This is a genomic window from Pseudomonas sp. 24 E 13 (assembly GCF_900004715.1).
GTDB classification, from domain to species: Bacteria; Pseudomonadota; Gammaproteobacteria; order Pseudomonadales; family Pseudomonadaceae; genus Aquipseudomonas; species Aquipseudomonas orientalis_A.
This window is the reverse complement of record NZ_CVTO01000161.1, coordinates 36396-48789: the sequence shown is the minus strand read 5'-3', so window position 1 is coordinate 48789 and position 12394 is coordinate 36396. Positions and strand designations below refer to the sequence as shown.

The window sequence follows — 12394 nt, the reverse complement described above, 5'->3', positions numbered from 1 at the left end:
TCAAGATCAAGAGCGGCTCGCTTCGCATCGTGGTTACGGTTGGGCGCTGCTGAGTTGTGTAGATACCTATAGCTATCGGGGGCAAGCCCCTCCCACATTCAGTTCGCTGCTGGCAACTCCAGGTCCAGCAACGCCGACCCAAGACATTTGCCATGGGCATCCAGCGCCAGCGAGCGGGTCACGCCGCCGCGCAGGATGCCCGGCAACACAAAATTCAGCGCCTGCACATTGGGCAGTTCATAACGCCGGACCGGCGCAGCGCCGGGCTCCAGCAAATCGGCAAAGAACTCGGCCACGTGCTCGGCCGTCAGTTGTTCGCACAGCCACGGATAGTCTTCGGCGCGATAGGCAATGATCGAGATGTTCGACGTGTCGCCCTTGTCCCCGGTACGGGAATGGGCCAGCGTGTGCAGTTTCATCCTTCAATCCTCGGTTTGACGTCGCCACGGGGCAATAACAACGACGCCACCGCCACCACCTGGCGCACGCTCTTGCTCGCTCCCCCACCGCCGGCCGGGCCGTTGGTGTAGAGGGTTTCCACTTCGTTACCGACGCGCACGGCGTCACCGCGATCCTCACAACGAGCAGCGACGCGCAGGCGCACCTCCCAGGGCTCAACGTGGCTGCGCGGCCCGTGCAATGAGTCCATGCCGATCAACTCGGCGCGTACGTCCTGCATCTTCACGCCGGTCAGCTCCAGACGCTTGAGCACTACATCCCGCGCCAATTGCGCCCGTGCGACAGCGCCCGGACCGCCGTAGGACATCTGCCCCTCACCGATCCAGCCGTCCAGATAACCGACGCTGACCTTCAGCTGTTCAGGCCGGGCACGACCGTCGGCACCCTGGGCACGCACCCGATCAATGCCCTCCTCGACAAAGCCCACCCGTGAAAAGTCGGCCGTGACATCCGGGGTCAGATACGCTTGCGGGTCGTGCACTTCGTAGATCAATTGCTCGCTGCAGGTGGCGCGGCTGACCTGTCCACCGGAGCCCGCCACCTTGGTGATCAAGGCATGTCCGTCGGCGTCGACCTCGGCCAATGGAAAGCCCAGGCGTGCCAGGTCATCCACATCCTTGCGGCCTGGGTCGGCGAAATAACCACCGCTGACCTGCCCCGCACACTCGAGCAAATGCCCGACCAGGGTGCCCCTGCCCAGGCGCTGCCAATCGTCGGCGGCCCAGCCGAATTCAAACATCTGCGGCGCGAGAAACAATGACGGGTCGGCCACACGCCCCGTAATCACTACATCGGCGTCAGCGCGCAAGGCCTCAAGGATGCCCTCCACGCCCAGGTAGGCATTCGCCGAAACCAGCCGTTCACCCAGTGCGCCCACGGTCTGGCCGTTGTCCAGCCACTGCTCGGGCCGCAACGCCTGCAACACGTCGTCGCCCACCACGGCCACCACCTTGAGGTTCACCCCCAGTTCACCGGCGATGCGCCGCACTTCGGCCGCGGCCGAGACCGGGTTGGCGGCGCCCATGTTGGTGATAACGCGCAGACGACGGCGGCCCGGTTGCCGCCCGACAAAGGGCAGCACCCGCTGCATGCGCTCACTCAACAAGGGGTCGTAGCCGCCTGCCGGATCGCTGATACGCGCCTGTTGCGCCAGGGCAATGGTGCGTTCGGCCAGGCATTCGAACACCAGGTAATCCAGGTCGCCCTGTTCGGCCAGTTCCACGGCGGGTTCGATACGGTCACCGGAGTAGCCGGCGCCGGCGCCGATGCGCAAGGTTTTCATCTCAGATAACTCCTCTTAGATAACGCCCAAAAGCAGCGCGGTCAGGGTCATCAGCACCGACGCGGCAAACAGAAAAGGAATGGTGAAGCGCTGGTGATCGGCCAGTTCGATCTTGCACAGGCCCACCAGCAGGAAGGTCGCGGGGGTCAACGGGCTGACCGGGAAACCGGTGGTGTGCACACCCAGCAACGAGGCCTGGGCCACTTGCAGCGGGTCGACGCCCAGCGCCTTGCCGACTTCGGCGATCACCGGCATCACGCCGAAATAGTAGGAATCGGGATCGAACAACATGCTCAACGGCATGGAAATAAAGCCGACCACCGCCGGGATCAACTTGCCATGGCCGGCGGGAATCTGCGCCACCGCCACTTCGGCAATCGCCTTGAGCATGCCGGTGCCTTGCATGATGCCGGTGAACACGCCGGCGGCGAGCAGGATGCTGGCCATGGTCAGGGCGGTTTTGGCATGGGCGTCGATACGCGCGCGCTGGGCGTCGACATTGGGGTAGTTGATGCACAACGCGACGACGGTGCCGAGCATGAACATCACCACCGGGTCGACCCAGCCGGCGATCATCACCACCATCACCAGCAGAGTGAGCATCAGGTTGACCCAGAACAGCCGTGGACGGCGCAGCTTGATATCGTCGTCACTGAGCACCCGTTGCGGCACCGCGTCGACGCTGGAACCGGCGCCCAGGCCCAGGCGTTTTTCTTCCCGATGACCCAGCCACCAGGCGCAGGCGAACACAAAGATCAGCCCGACGATCTGCACCGGGATCAGCGGTTGGAACAGGTCCGCCACCGGCACATGCAACGCCGCGGACGAGCGCAGCACCGGCCCGGTCCACGGCAGGAAGTTGACCCCGGCGGCCATCGCACAGACGCAGGCCAGGATGCGCTTGTCGATGCCCAGCCGGGTGTACAACGGCAACATCGCCGGCACCGTCACCAGAAAGGTCACCGCGCCGGAGCCGTCCAGGTGCACCAGCAGCGCCAGGGTCGCGGTGCCGACGACAATCCGTGTAGGACGCGTGCCGACCGTGCGCAGGATGCGATCAATGATCGGGTCGAGCATGCCGGCGTCGGTCATGATCCCGAAGAACAGGATCGCAAACACAAACATGCCAACGACCGGGGCGACGTTCTTGATGCCAGTGATGATGAACCCGCTGGTTTGCAGGCCGAACCCACCGATCAACGCGGCGATGATCGGCAAGGCAATCAGGGCCACCAGGGGCGAGAGACGCTTGCTCATTACAGCGGCGAGCAGGCAGAGGATGGTAATGACGCCCAGGGTTGCAAGCATGGGGTACTCCAGAGCGGCCTTGGTGGCCGGTTATTGTTTTCCCTGGAGTATTGGAAGCGGGTTAGTCTTTGTAAATTGGAATATTCGGCATAGCACGTTCGGAAAAACAAAACGAAGTGACCTCATGAAAAATAGCATCCAGCACATCCAGGCCTTCCTCGCTGTCGCCCGTACCGGCAGTTTCACCAAGGCCGCCAACGAGCTGCATCTGTCTCCGTCAGCCCTCACCGTGCAGGTGCAACAACTGGAAGACTGGCTGGGCGTCGCCCTGCTCGACCGCAGCCCGCGCCACGTGAGCATCACCGCCGCCGGCCAGGAGGCGCGTGGCCCCATGGAAAAATTGCTGCTGGACCTGGACAACATCGTCACCGGCTCGCGTGACCTCGCCGCCCTGCGCCGGGGTGTGGTCACCCTCGCCGCCCTGCCCTCGGTGTGCGCCGGCAGCCTGCCGCCGGTGTTGCGCTTGTTTCGCGAGCGCTTCGCCGGGATTGAAGTGCGCCTGCATGACCTGGTGGCCCATCGCATTCATGCCCAGGTGCGTTCCGGCGAGGTGGATTTCGGCATCGGCGTGAGTGCGCGCCTGAGTCATGGCCTGGACTTCGTGCCGGTGTTGAATGACCGGCTGTGCGCGTTTGTGCCATTGAACCATGGACTGACGCGCTATCGGTCACTGACCCTGGCGCAATTGGCAGACCAACCGATCATCCTGACCGGACGCGACAGCAGCGTGCGCGAGCAAGTAGACGCGCTGTTCGACCAGACACGACTGACGCTGAACGCGGGCATGGAAGCCAACTACATGTCGACGGTATTGGCGTTGGTGCGCCAAGGGTTGGGGATCAGTGTGCTGCCGGAGTCGGCGGCGGACAGCCTGGAGGGGTTGCAGCGGATCACGATCGATCATCCTGGAGTGAACCGGGAGATCGGGTTGATCACTCGCAGTGGGATGGCGTTAAGCCCGGCAGCACAGCGCTGCTTTGACCTGCTAAATAAAGAGTTATCTGACTCACCATTGAGCTAAATGGTCGCAGAGGGCTTGGCGATCACCACCCTCTGTAGGAGCGAGCTTGCTCGCGAAAAACTCACAGGCACCGCGTTCATTCAGGAAGCACGCGTTATCGTTGACGTTTTTCGCGAGCAAGCTCGCTCCTACATCAGGGCTTGCCCCCACCTTTTGATTGCATGATCAGTCCAGCATCGGGACATGCCGAGGATGACTGGCCACCCGCTGCAGCCACGCCTGCACCGCCGGATACGGCGCCAGATCAAACCCGCCTTCATGGGCCACATGGGTGTAGGCATACAACGCGATATCGGCAATCGAATAGTGCTCGCCCACCAGATACGGCGTGGCTTGCAGCTGGCGCTCCATCACCCTCAACGCCTTGTAACCGCCCTTGTGGCTCGTCTTGTATTCCTCAAGACGATCCTGCGGCATGTTCAGGTAAAACTGGATAAACCGCGCCACGGCAATATACGGTTCGTGGCTGTATTGCTCGAAGAACTGCCACTGCAACACTTGGGTACGCAAGCGCGGCTCGCTGGGCAGGAAGTCGCTGCCATCGGCGAGAAAGTTGAGGATCGCGTTGGACTCCCACAGGCAGGTACCGTCTTCCAGCTCCAGCACCGGGATCTTGCCGTTGGGATTCTTCGCCAGGAACTCAGGGGTCTGGGTGTCGCCCTTGAGAATATCGATATCGATCCATTGGTACGGGATGCCCAACAGGTTGAGCATCAATTTGATCTTGTAGCAGTTGCCCGATTTGTAATCGCCATAAACCTTGTACATGGGCTCCCCTTATGCCGCTTGACGCGCCCGGAACGAACGCCTGCGTCCACAAAGTGCGGCTATCCGCGGTTTGTTTCAAGGCGCTGCGCAGAATAAATCCGTCCGACTGCCGTGGTGGACGGCCTTTCATCCCTTTCTGCGCAGATAATCGAAAACATTATTTGCTTTATTTGTATACAAAAGCATAATTCGCTTCGTGCGAGTTCCTGACCTATCAGTCAACAAAACTCGCCGGTACCTCAAAGCGCTGCTGCCCACTCATGTGACCGGCGCTGGAAATAACAATAAAACGATTGAGGAGTACGCGCTGTGGATAGCCGCAAAACCGAAGCCCCCACCCTGGACCTCAGCCCGCCGCACCACGGCTGGCTCGAACGCCTGTTCAAACTGCGCTTGCATGGCACCACAGTGAAGACCGAGCTGATCGCCGGCCTTACCACCTTCATCACCATGGCCTACATCATCTTCGTCAACCCCAACATCATGGCCGATGCGGGCATCGACCATGGTGCGGCGTTCGTCGCCACCTGCATCGCCGCCGCGCTGGGCTGCCTGTTGATGGGCCTGTACGCCAACTGGCCGGTGGGCCTGGCACCGGGCATGGGCCTGAACGCGTTTTTCACCTACACCGTGGTTGGCACCATGGGCTACCACTGGGAGACCGCCCTCGGTGCGGTGTTTATCTCCGGCGTGCTGTTCATGATCCTGACCCTGTCGCGCATCCGTGAATGGCTGCTCAACAGTATTCCCGTGAGCCTGCGCCACGCCATGGGCGCCGGGGTAGGCCTGTTCCTCGGCGTGATCGGTCTGAAAACCGCCGGGATCATCGTCGACAGCCCGGCGACCCTGATCAAGCTCGGCTCCCTGCACGAGCCCGCGCCGCTGCTGGCGGCGGTGTGTTTCCTGCTGATCGCCATTCTCAGCTATCACCGCGTGTTCGGCGCGATCCTCATCAGCATCATCGCCGTCACGTTGGCCGGCTGGGGCCTGGGCCTGGTGCATTACAACGGCATTCTCTCCACCCCACCGAGCCTGGCGCCGACCTGGATGGCCATGGACGTGATGGGTGTGTTCAATGTGAGCATGATCAGCGTGGTATTTGCCTTTCTTTTTGTACACATGTTCGACACCGCAGGTACACTGATGGGCGTTGCGCAACGTGCGGGCCTGGTGAACGCCGATGGCAAGATCGACAACCTGTCCCGCGCGCTGAAGGCCGACAGTGCCTCCAGTGTATTCGGCGCCATGGTCGGCGTACCGCCCGTGACCAGCTACGTGGAAAGCGCCGCCGGTGTGGCAGCCGGTGGCCGTACCGGGCTGACGGCGGTAACGGTGGGCGTGCTGTTTGTGGCGGCGATGTTCTTCGCGCCGCTGGCCGGCATGATTCCCGCCTACGCCACCGCCGGCGCGCTGATCTACGTGGCAATGCTGATGATGGCGAGCATGGCGCATATCAACTGGGATGAAGCCACCGACAGCATTCCGGCGATCGTCACCGCGATCATGATGCCGCTGACGTTTTCGGTCGCCGACGGCATTGCGCTGGGGTTCATCACCTATGTGGCGCTGAAGGCCGGCACCGGCAAGTACCGCGAGATTTCCGTCAGCCTGTGGGTGTTGTGCGCGATTTTCATTGCGAAGTTCGTATTTTTATAAAAGGAGCAAATGATGACCCTGGATACCTGGCTGCTGTTCAGTGGGGCTGCATTGATCGTGATCCTGATTCCAGGGCCACTGTCGCTGCTGATGATCAGCAACAGCCTCAACTACGGCCTGCGCCGCTCGTACCCGGCGTTTTTGGGCGGAGTGTTTGCGTCGATCTGCCTGTTGAGTGCTTCGGCCTTGGGTCTGGGGGCCTTGTTGCTGGCCTCGGAACAGCTGTTCAGTGCCTTGAAAATCGTCGGCGCGGCCTATCTGTTTTATCTCTCCTGGCAGAGCTGGCAGCAATCGCGCCAACCGAACCGGGGCGCCGTAATGCCTGCGGCCACGGCAACACCCCGGTTCCGCACGCTATTTGGCCGGGCCTTTGTCCTGGGTGCCAGCAACCCTAAGGACATTCTGTTTTTCGCGGCCTTCCTGCCGCAGTTTCTCAATAGCCAGCAGGCTTTCCTGCCACAGTTGTTGACCATGATCGCCACCTGGACGGTGCTCGACCTGCTGTGCAAGCTGGCCTACGGCCTGGGTGCCCATGGCGCAGCGCGTTACTTGCGCAGCGGTTCGGGCCAGAGCTGGTTCAACCGTATCAGCGCCGCGCTGTTCGGCGGCGCCGGGGCGGTATCGCTGATTAATCGATAGGGACCAGTTTGATGAAGTAAACGCTTGGAGGCACTTCCCCAAAGGTAGGCCACTGAATGCCCGCCATTATCCGAACCAGACGATTTTCCTGCAGTGCGGTTTTCACCTCGACGGGTAATGACGGGTCTGCGTGGAACCAGCGATTATCAAGCCTGGCACCGATTTTGATGCTGCCCTTTTCAACCCACTGGAAGGCCACGTAATACAGTTGGGTTGGAGAGTTGGGATGGGTAGCGATCAATTCCTGTACGGTTTTTTTCCCGTAGCGTGTCACCGAGATATCCCGAAAATCGAAGCCCTGCGACGTCAGCACTGCCTTGACTGCCGCGATTTGCGCAGTCTGCCTATCGGCCACAACCGCTTTACCACCGCGCTGGAGCTTAGGGTCTGGCCTGACCGTGAAGTCTACCCGCGTGAAACCAGGCGCCTTGCCATCGTAACCGATGTGTATGAACTCTCGATCCAGATCGTGAGGACGCAATAGGCGCAGCAAATCATCCGTCTGGCCTGGCTTGGCAGGGCGTGTGGGTAGCCAATCGTCGATCGCCGCACGCACGTTGAGCATATGACCGGCCGTTGCCGGGCGCTTTGGACCTGATAACTCAATCACCCTCTCGACGGTGAATGCCCGGCTATGGCGGGTCATGGTGGGGAAGGACGAACTCACGTAGTCCGTCAAAGGCCTGTCGAACAGTGGGGCATGGACCCGCCATTCACGGGCTTGAACATATGACACCGGAAGAGGCTGCTCAAGCAGCGCCGTCGTCGTCCAGCGCTCAATGTCCACCCCCGCCAACGAAACCAGCGGCTCATTTTTGTAAATAAACTGAATGCCATTCGATGGAGCCGAATTGCCCTCGGGAAGCAGCCTGAAATAACTGCTCGCCGGATCCATCAGGCCGGAATTGGGGGGAGCCGCCCGAAGGACATTGTGAGGGTATCCGCGCGCATCCTGCGCAATATGGAACACCCCGGCAGACGGAGAATGCGATATCGGCCCTACCTCATGAGGTGGAATGCGCCACTGCTGCCAATGGGTAGCCGTCGAGACTGATTGCAGAATCGTGTTTGGCACAGCATCGCGCGAGGCCCTGGAGGGGTTCCAGTCGGATTGCGGCCCAGGCACTCTCCACGGGCTGAGGACGCCGGAACTGGGGCCCGGTTGTGGCGCATCCGCCCCCAGCAGCCATTCATGGGGCTGCTCGATGTGTAGAATCAGCTCATCTTCGCCCTGGCTATTTTTCAGGCGCAGCCCCCGGTCGTTCTCGCGTGTGTATACCCGGTAAACATCTTTACCCTCGCGGATAAACTGCTGGCCCTCTTTCACATACCGACCTTTACCGCCCGGCCCCGCCAGTTCAACGGCCCCGTCCAAACTGCCAAAGGACTGGAAGTGGTTCAGCAGATGAGGTGGTTTGATCGGTGACGGTTTCAGGCCGGCATGTGTACCCGGGAGGATTCGTTGATGACGATGCAAACGCCCCAGAGCGCCACGCGAAACGCGCGCGCCTTTTGAGGAGGGCGCAAAGGATGTCAGCACGTCTATGAATGCCATCATCGTCAAGAACACCACATCCACAGCGTCATGGGCTGACCCGCTGAAATGAAAGCGCCGCGCGGCTAGCAGCATTTCATAAAGGCTGACGCCAACGCCCAGCACCGGGACAAAACCCAGCAGACCGCGAATCGTCGCGTCGCGCTGCTCCCCCAGACGTAGCTCGCGGTAGTGCTCAAGTGCTTGGGAAGACTGGGATTGGGCTTGGGTACGACGTTGCAGATCGAACACCTGCGCATGGGCCAACAACGCCATGGCATTACCCGAGTGGGTGGGTGCAGCCGCTAACCAATGTTCAGGCTGCGACTCAATCTGCTCTTTGATCAACGCCTCGACACTGGCCGGGTCTACCCCCGGCGTCTTTGGCGGGGCCGCGAAAAACTTCACGATCTCAGTAAACGCACTATAGAAGGCGGGCAGGACTGGCTGAAGCGAGTGTTGCTCGCGAGGCAGTACCTGCAGGTCTTCACCGGGGTAACTGTCCAGCGCCTGCGCCTCCCAGCCAGGCGCCACCTGACGCGCCAACGCCTTCTGGTTTTCGGGCCGTGCACCGACAAGATTCAAGGCCTTCTGCGCTTCGCCCAAACTGGCATAGGCGACAATCACCTGGCTGGCCGCCGCCATGGGCCAATACACCACACAGAGCCCTGAGGACTGGTCATGAATAAATAACAGGCCGGCGATGTGCCGATCATGTGCCGGGGCAGCATCCATCAGCCGCAGAACCGCCAACTGTAGGTCGAACCCCTCTTTTTTCAGGTCACTTGCCGACCGGGCTGCCATCGCCAGGGTAAACAGACGCTGGGCTTTATCACTCAAGCCTTGCTGGGCTGCAGAGTACAGCTGCATGTGGGCACGCTGTTGCAAAGCCCTATAGATCAGGGCCTGCGAGAGGCCTGGGGACGTGGCCTGAGCAGACGCCGACGGATAAAATGCTTTGATGATCAACTTGTCGTACTCGCCACCCAGATCGAGCGAAGACAGGGTGTCGATCAGATAACGCACGCTCAAGCGCTCTTTCCAGGCCGGCTCCAGCCATTTTGCCCGGTTCAACCGCCAGCGGGTCCAGGGCGCCTTGGGGTCGAGGTTGTGCAACGCCAATTGCAGGAGACTGAAGGTCGTTCGCCGTTGGCTGACGACCATTTTTATATCGCGATCGCCCACTGCGCACTGGCTCGACCAGCTGCACAATTGGGAACTGACATCATCGGGCATATCAAACAGAGGCGTGTCGATATCCAGCTGCGGGCAAACCCCGTCCTGGGTCAATCGCGCAATCAACGCAGTCCGGGCGAATGACTCCAGGCTCGGCAAGTCCAGCCATAGTTTGCGCTCCACCGCAAAGGCATTCGTCAGATAACGGCGTGACAACCGTCTGTAGTGCTTTCGCTTACGGGTTGAAGCACTACCCAACCACGACGGGAGTTTTTTGGCCTGAGTGGCGGCGACCTGCAGCAGGTTGATATTGGCCAGTGCCAGGGTGCGAGCATCATTGGCCGGTACTTGCAGGCACTCGAACAACTCCTGGGCCAGCAACATACGGCTTAACTGCGGATCGCTCACCTCACTGAACAACCGAACACCCGTGCCCACAAGCTTGTTCAACGCAGCGTAATGTTGCATCAGTTTAATGAACAGGTCCTTGAGCATCGTGCGCTTGATGGCCTCGTAGCTCACTCCCAATGGCGTGTCCTTGGGCACCCCATGGACCCAGCGCCGCGCCGCCGCGCGGTGATCACGCCCGATGCAGCGCCACAACACGGAGCCATCGCGGCTTTTCAGGCTGGCATTCAGGCCCTTGGCAAAAGCGTTCAAGTTATCAAAGGGCACCAGCCCGCCGTACAGGCCCGTCACGTATAACAACACTGAGTGTGGCCGATCAGGGTAAGCCTGGGCCTCATGGGTGGTCACGAGCAACGCGCCCAGCAACGGGTACGAGGGGCCGGACTCGCTGCCGACGGTTACCTGCAATACACAGGTATCCGTTGCGTTGTCGCCGGGGACCCAAGACTCACTCAACACCGTGTTCAATCGCTTCAGGTGCGCGGCAGGCAATAGGCTCAACTGCTGCAGCATCTGGGCTTCCAGAAGCAAAGCCCGGCCCAGGGCCGTCCCCACCAATGAACCGCGATTAGACGTACCCAAGGGCTGCTCAAGCCAGAACGCCTTCTGAAACATGCGCCCGTGCGGGCCATGAGCCCACTGACTCGCTGCACTCACGTGTTCCTGCCAACGCTGTTCAAGGCTCAAGAAGTCTTGATAAGGCTGGCTGCTTTTGCCCATATCCGTCGGATCCAACAACGCCATCAGGCCTTTTTCGTAACGTTTGAGTTGCGCTTCACGGGTCTTGAAGGCGAGGTCCGACGTCAGGCTTGCACACACAATCTCATGGCTGCGACGCTGACGATCCCATTCCGGCAAGGCGTCCAGGGCCTTTCCCAGCAACAGGCTGCGTGCCAGCCTGCGGCGGCCCTTTTCGATGAACTTGAGCAAGCGTTTCACATCGGGAGCGCTGAACGTCCCCGCACCTTGAACGCCCACTGCCGCAGGGTTGATCGACAAGGCACAGGCCACCTCGTTATCCCACTGACCCTCCAGCAGCTCGGTTGCACTGGCGAGCAACGCATCCTCCTGGTGCACACCGATAAGCTGAAGAGTGAGCGCCAGGGGCACCGCGCTTGGCATGTCACACAGTTCATGCCAACGACGCAGTGGCAAACACTGCCAAAGCACCTGGCTCAACGGGCCATTGACCAGCATTGGCAAATCACATTGCATTCGGTACCAGGAACTGAACTCGTAAAACTCGCGAGTCAGACCGGGCAGGTAAATCACGTGGGGTGAGTCCCCCGCGATGTCATCACGATAAATATGCAAAGCACCCGGCACAGGCACCAGCGCCTGATTGGTGCCAGGCCACGCCAGTGCGCTCACTTGAATACTTGCCCACTCCCCTCCCGCCCGGCGGCGCGCGTCGGCGCCCGGAATCTCCATGACGTTGCGGACCATGGCGAAGCCGCGATCCGACAGTTGGTAAACACGATGTGCGAGCAGTGCATTCTCGGCGAACAACGACTTTCGCAGCTGCACCCAATGCTGCTTGCGTGTCAGCCAGGATCCATAGGCCAATTGCTGCCAATAATCTCGTTCAGCCGCCTCAATCTGACGGAGCAGTTTCAACGCCTTCACGCGTTCCAGCGCATCCCGGGCGGTAAACGACAACGCCCGTGCAGGTTGGTCCTTGATGCACAATGAAGTGAACTGGTTAATGTTGAGCGGCACATCAGGCTCAATGAGAAGCGCCAGGGCTTTTTCGGTCAGGTTATTGACCTTCCGGGGAAGGGGCGGCGGTCGGGATTCGGTGAACAGCAGCGTATCGGGGTCCAGAGCGAAGGCCTTGCGTAAGGCCCCGCGGATAATGCCCAGGACCCGCGGCGCACGCCCAACCAAACCTTTCAAGGATTTTGCCGCCTCTCTGGCCCTGGTTTGTGCTTCACACAAGCGATTGATTTCATGACTGGGCTGCGTGACCGCGTTGAGCCGTCGGGTCAACAGTATGCGAATCGCCGCGTCACGCTCCGACTCAGAGGTTTGCGGGTCATCAAAATCAAGCGCTTGGGCCGCGGCGGCCTCAGCGGCCAACCAAGCGGTGTTGTCGGTACTCATGGCAGACTGTTCCGTACAGAAAAGCCGAGCCTAGGCACCT

Annotated in this window: 8 protein-coding genes; 3 read left to right on the top strand and 5 right to left on the bottom strand. The window is 60.7% G+C overall.

What is annotated here, in order from left to right; all coding sequences use genetic code 11:
- Positions 1 to 98: 98 nt before the first annotated feature.
- Genes BFP90_RS26545 through BFP90_RS26535 form a run of 3 tightly spaced genes read right to left on the bottom strand, consistent with a single transcriptional unit; the run spans position 99 to position 3049 of the window.
- A complete protein-coding gene (locus BFP90_RS26545; RefSeq protein ID WP_065898427.1) occupies positions 99 to 419 on the bottom strand; it encodes an AtuA-related protein in 321 nt (106 codons plus the stop codon).
- On the bottom strand, positions 416 to 1741 hold the full coding sequence (locus tag BFP90_RS26540) for an acyclic terpene utilization AtuA family protein (protein ID WP_065898426.1): 1326 nt from the start codon (positions 1739 to 1741) through the stop codon (positions 416 to 418). The genes BFP90_RS26545 and BFP90_RS26540 overlap by 4 nt, the downstream gene beginning before the upstream one ends.
- A gap of 15 nt (positions 1742 to 1756) precedes the next feature.
- Complete coding sequence (locus tag BFP90_RS26535; RefSeq protein ID WP_065887954.1) at positions 1757 to 3049, bottom strand: CitMHS family transporter; 1293 nt, start codon at positions 3047 to 3049, stop codon at positions 1757 to 1759.
- Positions 3050 to 3173: 124 nt separating this feature from the next.
- On the opposite strand from BFP90_RS26535, the gene BFP90_RS26530 reads away from it, so the two are divergent.
- On the top strand, positions 3174 to 4070 hold the full coding sequence (locus BFP90_RS26530) for a LysR family transcriptional regulator (RefSeq protein WP_065894008.1): 897 nt from the start codon (positions 3174 to 3176) through the stop codon (positions 4068 to 4070).
- 165 nt (positions 4071 to 4235) lie between these two features.
- On the opposite strand, the gene BFP90_RS26525 is transcribed toward BFP90_RS26530, so the two are convergent.
- Positions 4236 to 4838 (bottom strand): glutathione S-transferase family protein, encoded by a 603-nt coding sequence (locus BFP90_RS26525; RefSeq protein WP_065898425.1) that lies wholly within the window; start codon positions 4836 to 4838, stop codon positions 4236 to 4238.
- Positions 4839 to 5147: 309 nt separating this feature from the next.
- Here BFP90_RS26525 and BFP90_RS26520 point away from each other — a divergent pair, with 309 nt between their 5' ends.
- Both BFP90_RS26520 and BFP90_RS26515 read left to right on the top strand, forming a co-directional pair.
- Positions 5148 to 6494, top strand: a complete 1347-nt coding sequence (locus BFP90_RS26520) for an NCS2 family permease (RefSeq protein WP_065894007.1) — start codon at positions 5148 to 5150, stop codon at positions 6492 to 6494.
- Positions 6495 to 6506: 12 nt separating this feature from the next.
- Positions 6507 to 7133, top strand: coding sequence for a LysE family translocator (locus BFP90_RS26515; protein ID WP_065887951.1), 627 nt, complete (start codon positions 6507 to 6509; stop codon positions 7131 to 7133).
- On the opposite strand, the gene BFP90_RS26510 is transcribed toward BFP90_RS26515, so the two are convergent.
- Positions 7123 to 12354 (bottom strand): dermonecrotic toxin domain-containing protein, encoded by a 5232-nt coding sequence (locus BFP90_RS26510; RefSeq protein ID WP_065898424.1) that lies wholly within the window; start codon positions 12352 to 12354, stop codon positions 7123 to 7125. The two genes, BFP90_RS26515 and BFP90_RS26510, sit on opposite strands and share 11 nt — an antisense overlap.
- Between the last annotated feature and the right edge of the window lie 40 nt (positions 12355 to 12394).

Coding starts and splice junctions, on each gene's coding strand:
- BFP90_RS26545 (WP_065898427.1), bottom strand. CDS start 419: ATGAAACTGCACACGCTGGCCCATTCCCGTACCGGGGACAAGGGCGAC.
- BFP90_RS26540 (WP_065898426.1), bottom strand. CDS start 1,741: ATGAAAACCTTGCGCATCGGCGCCGGCGCCGGCTACTCCGGTGACCGT.
- BFP90_RS26535 (WP_065887954.1), bottom strand. CDS start 3,049: ATGCTTGCAACCCTGGGCGTCATTACCATCCTCTGCCTGCTCGCCGCT.
- BFP90_RS26530 (WP_065894008.1), top strand. CDS start 3,174: ATGAAAAATAGCATCCAGCACATCCAGGCCTTCCTCGCTGTCGCCCGT.
- BFP90_RS26525 (WP_065898425.1), bottom strand. CDS start 4,838: ATGTACAAGGTTTATGGCGATTACAAATCGGGCAACTGCTACAAGATC.
- BFP90_RS26515 (WP_065887951.1), top strand. CDS start 6,507: ATGACCCTGGATACCTGGCTGCTGTTCAGTGGGGCTGCATTGATCGTG.
- BFP90_RS26510 (WP_065898424.1), bottom strand. CDS start 12,354: ATGAGTACCGACAACACCGCTTGGTTGGCCGCTGAGGCCGCCGCGGCC.